This window comes from Pseudomonas sp. MEJ086 (genome assembly GCF_030209025.1).
In the GTDB taxonomy this organism is placed as follows: Bacteria; Pseudomonadota; Gammaproteobacteria; order Pseudomonadales; family Pseudomonadaceae; genus Aquipseudomonas; species Aquipseudomonas fulva_A.
On sequence record NZ_JARVSV010000005.1, the window covers coordinates 64,055 to 79,856 of the forward strand.

A 15,802-nucleotide genomic window follows, 5' to 3' on the forward strand; every position below is an offset into this window, starting at 1 on the left:
GTAAAAAAGAGAGCCAGGAGCAGGGCAATGAACCAACCCACACGAACCGTACTGATCGTCGAAGACGATCCGCTCCTGCTCATGCTGCTGGCTGAATACCTGCAGGGCGAGGGCTATAGCGTAATGAAGGCCGATTGCGCCACCGATGCCTTCGCCATCCTCGCCACCAAGCCGCACCTCGATCTGTTGATCACCGACTTCCGCCTGCCGGGCGGCGTCTCCGGCGTGCGCATTGCCGAACCGGCGCTGCTGCTGCGCCCGGATCTGAAGGTCATCTTCATCAGCGGCCACCCCGCCGAAGTCCGCGAAACCGGCAGCGCACTGCTCGACTCCGCCCCACTGCTGAGCAAGCCCTTCACGCTGGAAACCCTGAGCACGCAGATCGCCCATCTGCTTGATTGAGGGGCGAGACGGCCGCGCGCTCCCACAATCTCATTTCAGACTGGCCTGATAGCCCGCAGCTTGAGTGAAGGCGCTCCCCGATCCGATGTCCTGTGCACATCTTCGTGTGGGAGCGCGCCATGCGCGCGAAAATCATGGACATGGATCAGGCATCCCCGACCTCCCCACAAACCTATCCCAGACTGGCCTGATAGCCCGCAGCTTGTGTGAAGGCGCGCCCCGATCCGATGCCCTGTGCACATCTTCGTGTGGGAGCGCGCCATGCGCGCGAAAAATCCCGGGCCTGGACCAGGCTTCCCGCCCATTCCCACAAACCCATCCCAGCCTGGCCTGATAGCCCGCAGCTTGAGTGAAGGCGCTCCCCGATCTAATGCCCTGTGCACATCTTCGTCTGGGAGCGCGCCATGCGCGCGAAAATCATGGGCATGGACCCAGGCCTCCCGCCCGTTCCCACAAACCCATCCCAGACTGGCCTGATGGCCCGCGGCTTGAATGAAGGCGCGCCCCGATCCGATGCCCTGTGCACATCTTCGTGTGGGAGCGCGCCATGCGCGCGAAAAATCCCGGACCTGGACCAGGCGTCCCCGACATCCCCACAAACCCATCTCAGACTGGCCTGATAGCCCGCAGGTTAGTTGAAGGCGCTCCCCGGTCCGATGCCCTGCGCACATCTTCGTGTGGGAGCGCGCCATGCGCGCGAAAAATCATGTGCCTGGACCAGGCGTCCCCGACGTTCCCACAAACCCATCCCAGGCTGGCCTGATAGCCCGCAGCTTGAGTGAAGGCGCTCCCCGATCCGATGCCCTGTGCACATCTTCGTGGGAGCGCGCCATGCGCGCGAAAAATCCCGGGCATGAATCAGGTTTCCCGCCCGTTCCCACAAACCCAGACCGCTGTGTTGAGGGGCCACCCCTCACCCTGTGTGAATACCTGCTTTCCCGGGTATCGCAACGCTCAACCCTGGCGGCCGGACATTCAGCGCTTTTCCGGAGCAGGCTTCCCGGGCTCCTGGATGGGCCGCTGCGGGCTGAACGGACTATCCGGGTCATCGACGATGGAGCCCGGGTCTTCGTTACCCGGATCGTTGATCGGCTCTTCGTGGGGATCGACCGCAGGAAGCTTCGGGTCGTTGGCGGCATTCAGGGCAATTTGGATATGCATGGCTGGCTCCGGCTGCGATGAGGCTCGGCATGAAAGCGCGAGGTCCGTGCATTTGGAGGAGGTGTTGCGCAGGCGTGTTCAGGCTGTCGGCTGGACGGTACTTTTTCGCAGGCAATAAAAAACCGGCTCAAGGCCGGTTCTCTATTTTCTCATGTGATGCTGGCACCACCTGAGAAGAAAGGTGGTGCCCAGGGACGGAATCGAACCGCCGACACGGGGATTTTCAATCCCCTGCTCTACCGACTGAGCTACCTGGGCAACGGGGCGTATTAGACGGTTTTCACCTTTTGCTGTCAAACGTTTTTTGGAAAATATTTAAATATTCCGGGCGCTTACGTCTTCAGGCCTTATTCGCTGGGTGGAACGTAGCCTTCCGCTTGTGCGTAGTCTTCGCCGGACAGGAACTTGTCCATCTCGGCCTGCAGGAATTTGCGATCTTCGGCGTTCATCATGTTCAGGCGACGCTCGTTGATCAGCAGGGTCTGGTGCTTCTGCCATTCTTCCCAGGCCTGCTTGGAGACGTTCTGGTAGATGTCTTCGCCTTTGGCGCCAGGGTAGGGCGCGCGATCCAGGCCGGGCAGTTCTTGTTTGTGCTTGCGGCACATCACGGTGCGGGTCATGCCATTTCTCCTGTATGCAGTGCGTCGGCCGCGCGTTTGAGCAGTTTCTTCACCGGAGCGGCGAGGCCCAGGCGCGGCGGGGTGGCGAGGTTATACCAGAGCCAGTCGGCCTCGGCCACGTAACCGGGAACGCCGTCGACTTCGATCAGCCAGGGTTCGATGGCCAACTGGAAGTGGCTGAAGGTGTGGGTCAGGCCGTCGAGCTGGCGACGTTCACCGAGGCTTAACTGGTGCTGATCGGCAAGTGCAGCCAGGGCGTCGATATCGTCGAGCTCTGGGAGGCTCCATAAACCTCCCCAGAGACCCGTCGAAGGGCGTCGATAGAGCAGGATGGCGCCATCGCGGCTGGCGAGCATCGGCATTAACGTGCGCTTCTGCGGCACTTCTTTGCGTGGTTTGGGGATCGGGTAGCGGATCTCCAGGCCCAGCAGGTGCGCTTCGCAGCCGCTCTGCACCGGGCAGAGCAGGCAGGTGGGCTTGCTGCGGGTGCACAGCGTGGCGCCCAGGTCCATCATCGCCTGGGTGTAGTGGTTGACGCGTTCTTCGGGTAAAAAACGCTCGGCCACGGCCCACAGCTGTCTGGCCACCTTGGGCTCGCCTGGGTAGCCTTCCTGAGCCACGTAGCGGGCCAGCACGCGTTTGACGTTGCCGTCGAGAATCGGCGCCCGCAGGCCCATGCTCAGGCTGGCGATGGCGCCGGCGGTGGAGCGGCCGATGCCGGGCAGTTCGGTAAGCGCCTCGACATCGCGGGGGAATTCGCCGCCGTGTTCACGCATGACGATCTGTGCGGTCTTCTGCAGGTTGCGGGCGCGGGTGTAGTAGCCCAGGCCGGTCCACAGGTGCAGCACTTCGTCTTCCGGGGCTTCGGCCAGGTCACGCACGGTGGGCAGCGCGCTCATGAACCGGTCGAAGTAGCCGAGCACGGTGCTGACCTGGGTCTGCTGCAGCATGATTTCCGACACCCACACGCGGTAGGGCGTGATGTCCTGCTGCCAGGGCAGGTCCTTGCGTCCGTGGGTGTCGTACCAGCGCAGTACCGCGCTGGAGAATTGCTCGGGTGTCATCGGTTGAACAGGCCCTTGAGTGCGTCTTTCAGTTCGGGGCTGACCTTGTCACCGAGCTTCTCTTCGAGTTTTTCGTTGATGCGATCGCCTGCCAGTTTGGCGGCTACCTTGCCCATGCCTTCCTGGTCCAGGCGGCAGGCCTTGGCGCCCAGCTCCAGCGGGCCGCGGCAATGCAGCGGCCAGGCCACGCCAGCGTAGCGACGGTTGACCTCGCAGGCAGGGTCCGGCATTTCGCGCTGGTCGCCTTCGATGGTGATGCCGACGCGGTAGTCCAGGCCCAGCACGCGCAGGTCGAGGTCGCCGTCGCCGGTCACGGCGAGCCCGGGGATGCGCGCTTGCAGATCCGGGTTGCTGGCCACGCCGTTGCGGATGTTGAGGCTGCCCTGCAGGCGCTCGAACGGGGTGTCCTTGCTGCGCGGGTCGCTGCTCAGCGATTTCCGGTTGAGGGTGGCGATGCCTCGGCACAGCTGTTGTTCGAGGTTGGCGTCGACCAGCACACCGTTGTTGAGCAGGAAGCTGGCGGTGCCGTTGAGTGCGTCGATCCAGGCCTTCTGGCTATTGCCGCTGGTGGTCAGGTCGCTCTTCAGGTCGAGCAGCCCCTTGAGCGGCGAGGGGCGCTGTTCGTCCTTGAGGAAGGGCTCGACCGGGATGCCGTTCAGTTGCGTGTGCAAGCTGAGCACGGGCACGGCCGGGCGCACGTCGGCGTCGGCCTTGATGGTGAAATTGCCGCCGCCGAGGTTGCCACGCAGCTCTTCCAGATTCAGCGTGCCGCCCTGACTCCGAGCCTTGACGCTGAACTTGTCGATGGCCTGCTTGTGCACCGTCAGTTGCTCGAGGTTGAGGGTGGCTTGCAGGTCGAGTTTGCGTAGCGTGGGGATCGGCAGCACTTCGCTCGAACTCCAGGCCTGCTGGGTCGGCGCGTTGGGCACCGGCGTGCTGCCGGCCTGCCCGGCGTTGGCGACGGTTTCACGCACTTCGGCCTTGCGAGCGGTATCGCTGTCCTTCTTGTCCTTGCTCGCCGGTGGCAGGTATCGGTCGAGGTTCAGCTTGTCGCCCTTGAGCTGCACGCGCAGCGCCTGCTTGGCGAAATCGGCGACGGCGATCTTGCCCGTGAAGGTGCTTTCGTCGAGCTTGAGGGTCAGCTCGTCCAGCGCCAGGCTGCTCGGCGTGCCGCCGAGCTTGGTCACCAGTTCGAACTGCGACAGGGTCTTCTCATCGCTCATCGGCGGCAGTTTCTGGCCGAGGCTGGCGAGGAATTCGCGCAGGTTGACCGGGGCGACGGACAGGCCGCCGGACAGCTTGGGTTCGCTCTGCAGATCGCGAATCTTCAACTCGCCCAGGGCGCGCAACTGATTGGCCGAGAGCTTCAGGCCGTTCCACTCGGCCACTTGGGCCGCCAGGTCGACCAGCAGTTGGCCCTGGGCGGCGTAGGTGAGGGTTTGGCCATTGAACGGCTCGCCGGACGCCTCGCCGGACAGGCGTGCGTCTTCGAGCTGATAGCGCTTGAGTACGCGGTCGAAACGCAGTTCGCCCTGCAGTTCGGTACGTGCGCGCATCACTGGCTGGTTGCTGCCGAAGAAAGCACTGAGCTTGATCGGCACCCCGGCGCCTTCGCGAATCGCGCCGGTGGTGAGCTGGATGCTTTCGGCGCTGAATTGCTGGCCCTTCTGGGCATCGCGGTAGTCCACGCGGGCGCCGTTGACGATCAGGCTGTCGATGTCCAGCTTGATTGGGGCGCCGCTGTCCTGGGCAGGTTCGGATTGCGGCTGCTGCGGCTCACCGGCTGCGGTCTGCTCGGCCGGTGTTGCGCCTGGCTTGGCGGCAGGGCGGCCGACGTCTTCCCAGTTGCCGTGGCCATTCTCGTCGCGCTGCAGGTCGAGGTTGAGGCCATCGACGCGGATGTCGCTCATCTGCACTTCCTTGCGCAGCAGCGGCAGCACGCGCACCGAGAGGCCGAGCAGGCGCAGGTTGGCGAAGGGTTTGTCCGGCGTGCTGGCGCTGGCCAGCGTGGCGTCGGTCAGCTCCAGGCCCAGCCAGGGGAACAGGCTCCAGCCAATGTCGCCGTTGAGGGTCAACTCGAGGTTGGCCTTGTCCCGCGCCAGTTGGCGGATTTCATCTTTGTAGTCGTTGGGATCGAAGAGGTGAGTCAGGGCAAAGCCCAACGCCACGATGATCAGCAGTAGTCCGAGGAAGAACAGACCCAGGATTTTGCCGAGCGCTTTCATGGACGAGTCCTATGCAGTGACGAGAAATTTGAATCCGCGAGTATAACGCCGACGGCGCGCCCGCGGCTAAAGCCTGTGGGCGATGCGCTCGGCGATGGCCAGGCTTGCCGTGAGGCCGGGCGATTCGATACCGAACAGATTCACCAGTCCTGATAGACCATGGTCAGCCGGCATTTGCAGCATAAAATCTTCCGCCGCTTCGCCGGGGCCGCTGAGTTTTGGCCGAATGCCGGCATAGCCCGGCGCCAGGCGGTTGCTGTCGAGCGCCGGGAAATAGCGGCGGATGGCGCTGGCGAAGGCTTCGCGCAGGGTCTCATCGACGCGGTAGTCGATGCTGTCGAGGTAGCGGGTATCGGGGCCGAAGCGCAGTTGGCCGGCCAGGTCCAGCGTGGCATGCACGCCCAGGCCGCTGGTGTTGGCCTCGGGCATCGGGTAGACCAGATGGCTGAACGGCGATTTGCCGTTGTAGTTGAAGTAGTTGCCCTGGCACATGTGCAGCGGTGGAACGCGCTGCGCCGCAAGGCCATCGGTGCGCTGGGCCAACCGCTGGGCGAACAGCCCCGCAGCGTTGATCACGCGCTGGGCTTTCAGGCTGAACGGCTCGCCTGCGCTGATACCGCTGGCGATCCAGCCATCACCGTCATGGCTGAGGCTGTCGACGCGGGTCTGCAAAACCAGTTCGGCGCCCTGGCGTTCGGCGCAGGCCAGGAGTGACTGCAGGAAGGCGTGGCTGTCGATGATGCCGGTGTTGGGCGAGAGCAGGGCGGCAACGCCACGCACTGCGGGCTCCAGAGCGCGGAGGCGAGCACTGTCGATGGGCTGCAGCGCGTCCACGCCACTGGCCAGGGCATTGTTGGCCAGCGCATCGAGCTTGCCGCGCTCTTCGTCGCTCACCGCCACCAACAGTTTGCCCAGGCGCCGGTGCGGCACCTGCCATCGTTCGCACCAGGCGTACAGGCGTTCGCGGCCTTCGAGACACAGTTCGGCTTTTAAGGAGCCCGGTGGGTAGTAGATGCCGGCGTGGATGACTTCCGAATTGCGGCTGGAGGTATGGCTGCCTACCAGGGTTTCCTGTTCGACGATCAGCGTGCTGCGTCCAGGCTCCGCCAGGCGTGCCGCGCAGGCCAGGCCAAGCGCGCCAGCGCCGATTATCAAGGTGTCGATGCTGTCCATGGCTGCTTTCCGGTGGGGTGAGTGCAGAGCGTAGCAAGAGGCCGTGAGCGTTGGCCCTCACGGCAGCCTGGCGAAGACACGTTGTTGCAATGCCGGGTATTCGGGCAAGCCGTACAGGCCTGCAAGCGTCGGCGTGCGCAGCAGTATCGGCAAAAAGCCGCAGTTCGCATGGGCGGCCTGCTGCACCACGGACATGGCCTGGTCGGGTTCGTCGAGCAACAAGTAGGTCGACGCCAGCAGGGCCTGCTGGCTGCGGTCCGTGGGGGCGTGACGCTCGATCAGGCGCCGCGCTTCGTCATCGGCGCCGCAGCGGGCCAGCACGAAGGTCAGGGAGGCGGTCGTGAAGGTCCAGGCTTGCTCGTCCGGCGTTATCTGGCGGGCGCGCGCCAGCAGCCCCTCGTGGGGTTTCTGGATGGCGTCGCGGCTCAGGCGCCAGATGGCGGCCTTGGGATTTTCCGGGTGGTCATGATGCGCTTTATCCACCCAGCGGCTGAACTGTGGCTGATCGTCGGCGATCAGGCTGGCGTGTGCGAGCAGCAGGGTGATCGGCAGGGAGTAGGGCGCCAGCGTCTGAGCGTGTTGCAGTACCTGTATGGCCGTCTCGACTGCGCCGCAGGCAATCAGGTGCCAGCCGTGGTGAAAGTGGCCTTTGGCATTCTCAGGGTCTTTTTGCACGGCCAGCAGGTGCAGGGGGCGTGCTTCGTCGAATCGCCAGGCACAGTCGAGCAGGTGCGCCTTGAGGGTATTGATGCCGGTCAGGCCGGGTGCTTCGCGGCCAACCTCGTCGAGCAGTTCGATGGCCCGATCCAGCTCCTCTGGCGACAGGTCACGGCCGCTCGCGACCATGTCAGCCAGGCACTGTGCGTGGGCGACCTTGGCTTCCAGCAGGCTGGGGGCGTTCTGCATCACCTCTCGAATCAGCCCGTTGGCCTTGTTCAGCGAAGCTTCGCTGCCCAGTTGCATGCGTTGGTGGGCGTAATCGAGCGTTTCCAGCAGGGCGACGTTAGCGCCCGTCTGGTGCTTCGCGTTCGATGCCCGCGCCTGAATCACCAGTTGATAGCCGCGACCGTAGACGGAGCGTATGGCCAGCCCCGGGATCGGGCTCAGCAGGCGGCGCAGGTTGGCCACGGCCCTGGCCAGGCCCTCGTCGGTCATGCCGCCATGCCAGAGATGCAGGTCGAAGTCCTGTTTGGAAACCTGCGCAGGCCAGCTGCGCAGCAGCAGGCGCAGTACTCCGCATTCCTTGGGGGGCAGCTGCAGCGGCGTGCCATGCAGGCAGGCATCGCCATTCATGGCGACGGTCAGTCCGATTCTTTCAGGCGTGCAAGTCGTGGCAATAGACATCTATACGGCTCAGGTCGTCAGGCGGCTGGGAAGGCACTCCGCAGTGGTGGGCAATATTTAGCGCACTATTGATTGGCGGGCAGAGAACTCGGTTCCAAATTGCCATCGTCATGTTTTGATCAAGGTTGTTGTGTGATGGCCATTTAATATTTCTCTTTTGGTCTGCATTTCTTTTCGCTACGTCACTGGGTGTAGCGCGAGTTGCCGGCCTTCACCACCTTTTCAGATAAATCTCCATGTCCGCTGTACTGCGAATTGCCTGTAAAGGGCTGACCTCTCACGAGCAGGGACTGCTTACTCAGCAACTGAAGATGCTCAAGGGGCGTACGGCACAGTCGTGGGTCTACGTGGGGGAAAGCGATCACGCAGAGCTGCTGATCCTGCGTGGCCGTGATGAACACGACGAACGTGCGCAGGTGCAGCGGCGCATTGGCGCGCAGCTGCAGCCGGCGCATGCTATCGAGTGGCCGTTGCGGCTGTTCGGCCTTCTCGAGTTGCTGGTCGATTACGAAAAGCAGCCGCAACCGGGCGAGGTTGCGGTTGCCGAGCTCTGTGAGCGGTTGGCGGCTTTGTCCGCCGAGCGTCTCTACCGCGTTGGCGATGATCTGATCATCGTGCCCAGGGATGACCTGGTGCTGACTCGGCAGCCTGACTTCGCTTCGGCCCTGCAGTGTCTCGCTGCGGTTGGAGGCGACCCGGAGCCCCTGGCACTGGTCCCGCTTGGCGAGCTCTCCCAGTTTCCTCAGCGTTTTTCCTTCAAGAGTCTGCTTTGGTCGTTGGCATTGGTGCGTGGTGAGCAGGTCGGCGGTGATTTTCGCGCTCACGATGCGACCTTCCGGCTCGGTGCCTGGCCACTGTTGAGCGAATGGCAGAGTTCGCCGCCCCTGTTGCGTCTGGCGGCGCTGTATACCCGGCAGTTCGCGAGCATCGAGCGCGGTGTCGCGTTCTCGGGGGCGAGCCGGGAGCAGGTGCAGGCATTCCTGTTCGCCTGCAAATGTTGCGGCATGGGCCTCGACGCCCGGGTGGAGCGCCAGGACGTTGCCGTGGCGGCGCCGGCGGAAAAAACATTGTTGCAACGCCTGCGCATGCGCCTCGGGCTGGGCTATGGGAAGTCGAAACAGGCATGAAGATCCTTTTTATCGGCCCCATGGGCTCGGGCAAGACTACTGCCATCAATGCGGTCAGCGATATCGCCACGGTTTCCACCGAGGCCGAGAACAATGACCTCGAGGTCAATGCCAAGGCGACCACCACCGTTGCCATGGACTACGGCGAGATTCACCTGAGCGATGGCGAAACCGTCGCGCTGTACGGCATTCCTGGGCAGGCGCGTTTCGATTTCATGTGGACGATCCTCGCCGAAGGGGCCATGGGGGCGGTGTTGCTGCTCGACCACGGTGACCAGGATGCCTGTGGCCAGCTGGCCGTCTACCTCGACGCCTTCGCCGAATTGGCCGGGCGCGGCGCGCTGGTCATCGGCATCGGCCACACCCGTTTGCCGGCAGCCGAAGTGCTGGGGCCTTACCAGCAGTTGCTGCGTCAGCGTGGCCTCGCACTGCCGCTGTTCATCACCGACGTGCGTGAGCGCTCCAATGTCCTGCTGCTCATCGAATCGCTGATCGCCAATGCCGAAGTCAATCAACTGATGGAGAACTTCTGACCATGTCTCAGGCCATGCCCACGCTGCGCAGCCTCTGTCTGCAGCATCTTCAGGAGCTGAAGGATGGCACCGAGCATCTGGTAATGGCGGCGGTGTCTTCAGCAGACGGTTTCCCCATCGCGCTGCTTGGCGCAGAGCCCCAACTGGGGCGCAAGGCGACCGCCATGGCCGCTGCACTGGATGGCCTGAGCAAGTCGATCGCCAAGGAGTTTTCCCTGGGTGGCCTGGAGGGCACGGTACTGGAATGCGAGTTGGGGCTGGTGCTCTGCCGGCAGGTGCACACACCCAAGCGCAACCTGGTCCTGCTCATGGTCATGAGCAAGGACGTGACTTACGGACACGCCCTCTGGGCAATCAAGAACGCGGCCAGAGCCATGGCCACTTCACTGCAGACGTCCATCGAAGTTGGCGTCGCACCTACACTCACCAGCGTAAAGGAATGATCTGTGACCAGCATTACTGAAAACCTCAACCAGTTGCTCGAAGTCGATGGTGCATTGGCTGCTGCCGTCGTGGACTACTCCAGCGGCATGCTGCTCGGTTCGGTCGGCCAGGGCATCGACCTGGATATCGCCGCCGGCGGCAACACCGAAGTGGTACGCGCCAAGCTGAAAACCATGAAGATGCTGGGCCTCAATGAAAACATCGAGGACATCCTGATCACCCTGGGCACCCAATACCACCTGATCCGCCCGCTGACCAGCACTCAGGAGTTATTCATGTACTACGTACTGGACCGTTCCAAGGCGAATCTGGCGCTGGCGCGTCGCAAGCTCCAGTCCGTCGAAGGTCAGATCGCCATCTGATTTCCAGTCAGCTGACAGCTCTAGGGGGCTGTCGGCTGTCGGGAAGCCTGAGAAAGGCGTCTCAGACGCTGAAAAGTGCCGTTTTGGTGGCTGCACAACCGCTATGGCTATGTGACACAATGACGCGGGAACTCTAGCGTCATGCTAGCTGCGAATGATTCGCTGAAATATATGTGCTGTGTAGTGAGGCCTCTATTTCGGGCCTCGCAAGTAATCGTCTTGTTTGCCAACTTAAACTCAGAGAAGAAAAAATGACTGACGCCATCGTGCAAAACGGTGCTTCAGCGACCCCTGCGTTCCTTTCCAAGGCGCGCATCATCGCTAAGCCCGGTTTCAACCGCTGGCTGGTTCCGCCAGCTGCCCTCGCCATCCACCTGTGCATCGGCATGGCCTACGGATTTTCCGTATTCTGGCTGCCGTTGTCGAAAGCCATCGGTATCGATGCTGCCGTCGCCTGTGCGCCGGACATCGGCTTCTTCGAGCAGATCTTCGCCAGCAACTGCGATTGGCAGATCTCCATGCTGGGCTGGATCTACACGCTGTTCTTCGTATTCCTGGGTTGTGCGGCTGCCGTGTGGGGCGGTTGGCTGGAGCACGCTGGTCCGCGCAAGGCCGGCCTTGTTTCCGCCGTTTGCTGGTGTGGTGGTCTGCTGATCTCCGCGCTCGGTATCTACACGCACCAGATCTGGTTGATGTGGGTGGGTTCCGGCGTGATCGGCGGTATCGGTCTGGGCCTGGGCTACATCTCCCCGGTATCGACCCTGATCAAGTGGTTCCCGGACAAGCGCGGCATGGCGACCGGTATGGCCATCATGGGCTTCGGTGGCGGCGCGATGGTCGGTGCTCCCCTGGCTGCAGCACTGATGGGTCACTTCTCCAGCGAAACTGACGTCGGTGTATGGCAGAGCTTCGTGGTCATGGCGGTGATCTACTTCGTCTTCATGGTCGGTGGCGCACTGTCCTACCGCGTTCCGCCGACTGGCTGGAAGCCGGCAGGCTGGGTCGCCCCGGCAGCCAAGGCCAACAACGCCATGATCACCAAGGGCCACGTACACGTGAACACCGCGTGGAAGACCCCGCAATTCTGGCTGGTCTGGGCGGTTCTGTGCCTGAACGTATCCGCTGGTATCGGCATCATCGGCATGGCTTCGCCCATGCTGCAGGAAGTGTTCGGTGGCAAGCTGATCGGCGTGAACGTGCCGTTCAGTGAGCTGAGCAAGGATCAGTTGCTGCAGATCGCCGCAATCGCTGCCGGCTTCACCGGCTTGCTGAGCCTGTTCAACATCGGTGGCCGTTTCTTCTGGGCATCGTTCTCCGACCTGATCGGCCGTAAAGCGACCTACTTCGTGTTCTTCGCGCTGGGTTTCGCCCTGTACGCGCTGGTTCCGTGGACCGGTCACCTGGGCAGCATCGCGCTGTTCGTATTCGCTTTCTGCCTGATCCTGTCCATGTACGGTGGTGGTTTCGCAACCGTTCCGGCCTACCTGGCGGACCTGTTCGGTACTCAGATGGTTGGCGCCATCCACGGTCGCCTGCTGACCGCCTGGGCGTTCGCTGGCGTGCTGGGTCCGGTACTGGTGAACTACCTGCGTGAATATCAGCTGAGCATCGGTGTCGAGCGCGCTGCTGCCTACGACATCACCCTGTACATTCTCGCTGGCTTGCTGGTTCTGGGCTTCATCTGCAACCTGCTGGTTCGCCCGGTGGATCCGAAGTACTTCATGACCGAAGAACAGCTGGCCGCTGAGCGTGCTCACGGCGAAAAATCCGCACCGAGCGCCAGTGAACTGGAGTGGGCTGCCGATCCGTCGAGCAAGCCGCTGGTCATCGCTGCCTGGCTGGCCGTGGGTATCCCGCTGGCCTGGGGTGTGTGGGTGACCCTGCAGAAGACCGTCGTGCTGTTCCAGTAACGGTTCGTCGTTGGTAAAAATCCCGCCGGTGCCCTGTGCACCCGCGGGATTTTTTGTGGGTGTCACTTTTTCCAGCCAGGCCTCACGCGTTTTTCGTCCATTTTTGCCGTGTGGCTTTATAGGTTCGCTGCTTATCAGCCTATAATGGCGGCCCTTTCGCCCAACGATTTTGTGGAGCAGGTGATGGCCGAACGTACGGCATCCGTCGAGCGCAATACCCTGGAGACCCAGATCAAGGTCTCGATCAATCTGGATGGTACCGGCAAGTCCAAGTTCGATACCGGTGTGCCATTTTTCGAGCACATGCTCGACCAGATCGCCCGCCATGGCCTGATCGATCTCGACATTTTCTGCAAGGGCGACCTTGAGATCGACGACCACCACACCGTCGAGGATGTCGGTATCACCCTCGGCCAGGCGTTCGCCAAAGCGGTCGGCGACAAGAAGGGCATGACCCGTTACGGCCATTCCTACGTGCCGTTGGATGAAGCGCTGTCGCGCGTGGTCATCGATTTCTCGGGGCGTCCGGGCCTGCAGATGCACGTGCCGTTCACCCGCGCGGTAGTCGGCGGCTTCGATGTCGACCTGTTCCAGGAGTTCTTCCAGGGTTTCGTCAACCACGCTCAGGTCAGCCTGCACATCGACAACCTGCGTGGCGTGAATACCCACCACCAGATCGAAACCGTGTTCAAGGCCTTCGGCCGCGCGCTGCGCATGGCCGTGGAGCTTGACCCGCGCATGGCCGGGCAGATGCCATCGACCAAGGGCGTGCTCTGATGCAGACGGTTGCAGTCATCGACTATGGCATGGGCAACCTGCACTCGGTGGCCAAGGCGCTGGAGCACGTTGGTGCCGGCCGGGTGCTGGTGACCAGTGACGCTCAGGTAATTCGCGAAGCCGACCGCGTGGTGTTTCCCGGTGTCGGTGCGATCCGTGATTGCATGGCCGAGATCCGCCGCCTGGGCTTCGATGAGCTGGTGCGTGAAGTCAGCCAGGACCGTCCGTTCCTCGGCATCTGCGTCGGCATGCAGGCGCTGCTCGAGCGCAGCGAGGAGAACGACGGCGTCGACTGCATCGGCCTCTTCCCCGGCCAGGTGCGTTTCTTCGGCAAGAGCATGGTCGAGGACGGCGAGCCACTCAAGGTGCCGCATATGGGCTGGAACGAAGTGAGCCAGGCGGTCAATCACCCGCTGTGGCACAGCATTCCGGATCAGGCGCGCTTCTACTTCGTGCACAGCTATTACATCGAAGCCGGCAAGGCGCAGCAGGTCGTTGGCCGTGGGCATTACGGCAAGGATTTCGCCGCTGCCCTGGCCGATGGTTCGCGCTTCGCCGTGCAGTTTCACCCCGAAAAGAGCCACACCCACGGCCTGCAACTGCTGCAGAACTTCGCCGCCTGGGATGGCCGCTGGTAATGGCCAGGCTCAAGAGCCCGATCCTCACGCTCACGCCCGAGCAGGAAAGCGATGCGGTGCACAAGCTGCAGCGCTTCCTGGCCGACCGTTACGAGCTGGAGCTGGGTTCCTTCGAGGTGCTGGAGCTGCTCGAACTGTTTGGCCGTGAAGTGGCGCCGCATTACTACAACCGGGCGGTCAACGATGCGCACGGTCTGCTGCGCGAACGCTTCGAAAGCCTCGAAGTCGACCTGTGGGCGCTCGAGAAAGATTGATTCCAGCCACGCTGATTGAACTGAACAAGGTGTACAGATGCTGATTATCCCCGCTATCGACCTCAAGGACGGCGCCTGTGTGCGTCTGCGTCAGGGCCGTATGGAAGACTCCACGGTGTTTTCCGATGACCCGGTGAGCATGGCTGCCAAGTGGGTCGAAGGCGGTTGCCGTCGTCTGCATCTGGTCGACCTCAACGGTGCGTTCGAAGGCAAGCCTGTCAACGGCGACGTGGTCACTGCCATCGCCAAACGCTATCCGAAGCTGCCGATCCAGATCGGCGGCGGTATCCGCTCTCTGGAAACCATCGAGCATTACGTCAAGGCAGGCGTCAGCTACGTGATCATCGGCACCAAGGCGGTGAAAGATCCGCAGTTCGTGACCGATGCCTGCAAGGCCTTCCCAGGCAAGGTGATCGTCGGTCTGGACGCCAAGGACGGTTTCGTCGCCACCGACGGCTGGGCTGAAGTCAGCACCGTGCAGGCCACCGACCTGGCCAAGCGCTTCGAGGCCGATGGCGTCTCGGCGATCGTCTACACCGACATCGCCAAGGACGGCATGATGCAGGGCTGCAACGTCGAGGCCACGGCGGCCCTGGCGGCCGCCAGCCGTATTCCGGTGATCGCCTCGGGCGGTATCCACAACCTGGGCGATGTCGAGAAGCTGCTGCTGGCCCGTTCGCCCGGCATCATCGGCGCCATCACTGGCCGTGCCATCTACGAAGGCACCCTGGATGTCGCTGAAGCGCAGGCTTTCTGCGACAACTTCAAGGGCTGAGCATCCGCCTGACGCCGTATTTCGGAGAAACACCATGGCATTGGCCAAACGCATCATTCCTTGCCTCGACGTGGACAACGGCCGTGTGGTCAAGGGCGTCAAGTTCGAGAACATCCGCGACGCCGGCGACCCGGTGGAGATCGCTCGCCGATACGACGAGCAGGGCGCCGACGAGATTACCTTTCTCGACATCACCGCCAGTGTCGATGGTCGCGATACCACGCTGCACACCGTCGAGCGCATGGCCAGCCAGGTCTTCATCCCGCTGACCGTGGGCGGCGGCGTGCGTACCGTGATGGACATTCGCAACCTGCTCAACGCCGGTGCCGACAAGGTCTCGATCAACACCGCCGCAGTGTTCACCCCCGAGTTCGTCGGCGAGGCGGCTTCGCGCTTCGGTTCGCAGTGCATCGTCGTCGCCATCGATGCCAAGAGGGTCTCCGGCCCGGGTGAAACGCCGCGCTGGGAAATCTTCACCCACGGTGGGCGCAAGCCCACCGGCCTCGATGCCGTGGCCTGGGCGCAGAAGATGGAGGGCCTGGGCGCAGGCGAAATCCTTCTGACCAGCATGGATCAGGACGGCGTCAAGAGTGGTTACGACCTCGGCGTGACGCGCGCCATCAGCGAGGCCGTCGGCATTCCGGTGATCGCTTCCGGTGGTGTCGGCAACCTGCAGCATCTGGCCGATGGCATCATCGAAGGCAAGGCGGCGGCGGTGCTGGCTGCGAGCATCTTCCACTTCGGTGAATACACCGTGCCGGAAGCCAAGGCCTACATGGCCAGCCGCGGTATCGTGGTGCGTTGAGCACCTCCTGTGCGGGTTGGATGTGCCACACGTCCAACTTGGTGCATTTGCGCTTTTGGATGCCCGCTAATGGCGCTAAGCTAGCACTCGTGTGACAGGGATTGGTCTCGAGCCAGGGCGTCTAGCCCGGTAGTATGAGCGAATCGCCTGGTCGCACCGGGCGTGACCTTTCCGGCCGTCCGTCAACG

The 15,802-nt window shown here is 62.8% G+C and carries 17 protein-coding genes and 1 tRNA gene; 11 read left to right on the plus strand and 7 right to left on the minus strand.

What is annotated here, in order from left to right:
- Window positions 1–27 precede the first annotated feature (27 nt).
- Entirely contained in the window at window positions 28–402 is a 375-nt protein-coding gene (locus tag QRN22_RS02920) for a response regulator (protein WP_042555473.1), read from the plus strand.
- 975 nt (window positions 403–1,377) lie between these two features.
- Here the strand turns inward: QRN22_RS02920 and QRN22_RS02925 are convergent.
- The 7 genes from QRN22_RS02925 to QRN22_RS02955 all read right to left on the minus strand — a co-directional run bounded on the left by QRN22_RS02925 (window position 1,378) and on the right by QRN22_RS02955 (window position 7,989).
- Window positions 1,378–1,563 (minus strand): hypothetical protein, encoded by a 186-nt coding sequence (locus tag QRN22_RS02925; protein ID WP_042555472.1) that lies wholly within the window; start codon window positions 1,561–1,563, stop codon window positions 1,378–1,380.
- A gap of 182 nt (window positions 1,564–1,745) precedes the next feature.
- A tRNA-Phe gene (locus QRN22_RS02930) sits at window positions 1,746–1,821 on the minus strand.
- An 89-nt stretch (window positions 1,822–1,910) separates the two neighbouring features.
- The gene (locus QRN22_RS02935) at window positions 1,911–2,183 is read right to left on the minus strand and encodes an oxidative damage protection protein (RefSeq protein WP_042555471.1); all 273 of its coding nucleotides are present in this window, start codon (window positions 2,181–2,183) and stop codon (window positions 1,911–1,913) included.
- Complete coding sequence (mutY, locus tag QRN22_RS02940) at window positions 2,180–3,247, minus strand: A/G-specific adenine glycosylase (RefSeq protein ID WP_042555470.1); 1,068 nt, start codon at window positions 3,245–3,247, stop codon at window positions 2,180–2,182. Before mutY ends, QRN22_RS02935 begins: the two co-directional genes overlap by 4 nt.
- Window positions 3,244–5,472, minus strand: coding sequence for an AsmA family protein (locus QRN22_RS02945; RefSeq protein WP_042555469.1), 2,229 nt, complete (start codon window positions 5,470–5,472; stop codon window positions 3,244–3,246). Before QRN22_RS02945 ends, mutY begins: the two co-directional genes overlap by 4 nt.
- A 66-nt stretch (window positions 5,473–5,538) precedes the next feature.
- On the minus strand, window positions 5,539–6,645 hold the full coding sequence (locus tag QRN22_RS02950) for an NAD(P)/FAD-dependent oxidoreductase (RefSeq protein WP_042555468.1): 1,107 nt from the start codon (window positions 6,643–6,645) through the stop codon (window positions 5,539–5,541).
- Between the two features lie 57 nt (window positions 6,646–6,702).
- The gene (locus QRN22_RS02955) at window positions 6,703–7,989 is read right to left on the minus strand and encodes a winged helix-turn-helix domain-containing protein (RefSeq protein WP_082045854.1); all 1,287 of its coding nucleotides are present in this window, start codon (window positions 7,987–7,989) and stop codon (window positions 6,703–6,705) included.
- A 236-nt stretch (window positions 7,990–8,225) separates the two neighbouring features.
- Between QRN22_RS02955 and QRN22_RS02960 the strand changes: the two genes are divergently transcribed.
- The 10 genes from QRN22_RS02960 to hisF all read left to right on the plus strand — a co-directional run bounded on the left by QRN22_RS02960 (window position 8,226) and on the right by hisF (window position 15,614).
- A complete protein-coding gene (locus QRN22_RS02960) occupies window positions 8,226–9,116 on the plus strand; it encodes a hypothetical protein (RefSeq protein ID WP_197077042.1) in 891 nt (296 codons plus the stop codon).
- Window positions 9,113–9,649, plus strand: a complete 537-nt coding sequence (locus QRN22_RS02965) for a GTP-binding protein (RefSeq protein ID WP_042555466.1) — start codon at window positions 9,113–9,115, stop codon at window positions 9,647–9,649. The genes QRN22_RS02960 and QRN22_RS02965 overlap by 4 nt, the downstream gene beginning before the upstream one ends.
- A 2-nt stretch (window positions 9,650–9,651) precedes the next feature.
- Window positions 9,652–10,092, plus strand: a complete 441-nt coding sequence (locus QRN22_RS02970; RefSeq protein WP_042555465.1) for a roadblock/LC7 domain-containing protein — start codon at window positions 9,652–9,654, stop codon at window positions 10,090–10,092.
- A 3-nt stretch (window positions 10,093–10,095) separates the two neighbouring features.
- Entirely contained in the window at window positions 10,096–10,455 is a 360-nt protein-coding gene (locus tag QRN22_RS02975; RefSeq protein WP_042555464.1) for a hypothetical protein, read from the plus strand.
- A gap of 251 nt (window positions 10,456–10,706) precedes the next feature.
- Complete coding sequence (locus tag QRN22_RS02980; RefSeq protein WP_042555463.1) at window positions 10,707–12,365, plus strand: OFA family MFS transporter; 1,659 nt, start codon at window positions 10,707–10,709, stop codon at window positions 12,363–12,365.
- Window positions 12,366–12,548: 183 nt separating this feature from the next.
- Window positions 12,549–13,142 carry an imidazoleglycerol-phosphate dehydratase HisB gene (gene hisB, locus QRN22_RS02985; protein ID WP_042555462.1) on the plus strand — a complete coding sequence of 198 codons (594 nt, stop codon included), beginning with the start codon at window positions 12,549–12,551 and terminating at the stop codon, window positions 13,140–13,142.
- Window positions 13,142–13,780 carry an imidazole glycerol phosphate synthase subunit HisH gene (gene hisH / locus QRN22_RS02990; RefSeq protein ID WP_042555461.1) on the plus strand — a complete coding sequence of 213 codons (639 nt, stop codon included), beginning with the start codon at window positions 13,142–13,144 and terminating at the stop codon, window positions 13,778–13,780. Before hisB ends, hisH begins: the two co-directional genes overlap by 1 nt.
- The gene (locus QRN22_RS02995) at window positions 13,780–14,034 is read left to right on the plus strand and encodes a DUF2164 domain-containing protein (RefSeq protein WP_042555460.1); all 255 of its coding nucleotides are present in this window, start codon (window positions 13,780–13,782) and stop codon (window positions 14,032–14,034) included. Before hisH ends, QRN22_RS02995 begins: the two co-directional genes overlap by 1 nt.
- A gap of 37 nt (window positions 14,035–14,071) precedes the next feature.
- Window positions 14,072–14,809, plus strand: a complete 738-nt coding sequence (gene hisA / locus QRN22_RS03000) for a 1-(5-phosphoribosyl)-5-[(5-phosphoribosylamino)methylideneamino]imidazole-4-carboxamide isomerase (protein WP_042555459.1) — start codon at window positions 14,072–14,074, stop codon at window positions 14,807–14,809.
- A gap of 34 nt (window positions 14,810–14,843) precedes the next feature.
- Window positions 14,844–15,614 (plus strand): imidazole glycerol phosphate synthase subunit HisF, encoded by a 771-nt coding sequence (gene hisF / locus QRN22_RS03005; RefSeq protein ID WP_042555458.1) that lies wholly within the window; start codon window positions 14,844–14,846, stop codon window positions 15,612–15,614.
- Window positions 15,615–15,802 lie beyond the last annotated feature (188 nt).

What these genes read in the sequence shown, in the direction of transcription:
- QRN22_RS02920 (WP_042555473.1), top strand. Translation starts at nt 28, where the DNA reads ATGAACCAACCCACACGAACCGTACTGATCGTCGAAGACGATCCGCTC.
- QRN22_RS02925 (WP_042555472.1), bottom strand. Translation starts at nt 1,563, where the DNA reads ATGCATATCCAAATTGCCCTGAATGCCGCCAACGACCCGAAGCTTCCT.
- QRN22_RS02935 (WP_042555471.1), bottom strand. Translation starts at nt 2,183, where the DNA reads ATGACCCGCACCGTGATGTGCCGCAAGCACAAACAAGAACTGCCCGGC.
- mutY (WP_042555470.1), bottom strand. Translation starts at nt 3,247, where the DNA reads ATGACACCCGAGCAATTCTCCAGCGCGGTACTGCGCTGGTACGACACC.
- QRN22_RS02945 (WP_042555469.1), bottom strand. Translation starts at nt 5,472, where the DNA reads ATGAAAGCGCTCGGCAAAATCCTGGGTCTGTTCTTCCTCGGACTACTG.
- QRN22_RS02950 (WP_042555468.1), bottom strand. Translation starts at nt 6,645, where the DNA reads ATGGACAGCATCGACACCTTGATAATCGGCGCTGGCGCGCTTGGCCTG.
- QRN22_RS02955 (WP_082045854.1), bottom strand. Translation starts at nt 7,989, where the DNA reads ATGTCTATTGCCACGACTTGCACGCCTGAAAGAATCGGACTGACCGTC.
- QRN22_RS02960 (WP_197077042.1), top strand. Translation starts at nt 8,226, where the DNA reads ATGTCCGCTGTACTGCGAATTGCCTGTAAAGGGCTGACCTCTCACGAG.
- QRN22_RS02965 (WP_042555466.1), top strand. Translation starts at nt 9,113, where the DNA reads ATGAAGATCCTTTTTATCGGCCCCATGGGCTCGGGCAAGACTACTGCC.
- QRN22_RS02970 (WP_042555465.1), top strand. Translation starts at nt 9,652, where the DNA reads ATGTCTCAGGCCATGCCCACGCTGCGCAGCCTCTGTCTGCAGCATCTT.
- QRN22_RS02980 (WP_042555463.1), top strand. Translation starts at nt 10,707, where the DNA reads ATGACTGACGCCATCGTGCAAAACGGTGCTTCAGCGACCCCTGCGTTC.
- hisB (WP_042555462.1), top strand. Translation starts at nt 12,549, where the DNA reads ATGGCCGAACGTACGGCATCCGTCGAGCGCAATACCCTGGAGACCCAG.
- hisH (WP_042555461.1), top strand. Translation starts at nt 13,142, where the DNA reads ATGCAGACGGTTGCAGTCATCGACTATGGCATGGGCAACCTGCACTCG.
- QRN22_RS02995 (WP_042555460.1), top strand. Translation starts at nt 13,780, where the DNA reads ATGGCCAGGCTCAAGAGCCCGATCCTCACGCTCACGCCCGAGCAGGAA.
- hisA (WP_042555459.1), top strand. Translation starts at nt 14,072, where the DNA reads ATGCTGATTATCCCCGCTATCGACCTCAAGGACGGCGCCTGTGTGCGT.
- hisF (WP_042555458.1), top strand. Translation starts at nt 14,844, where the DNA reads ATGGCATTGGCCAAACGCATCATTCCTTGCCTCGACGTGGACAACGGC.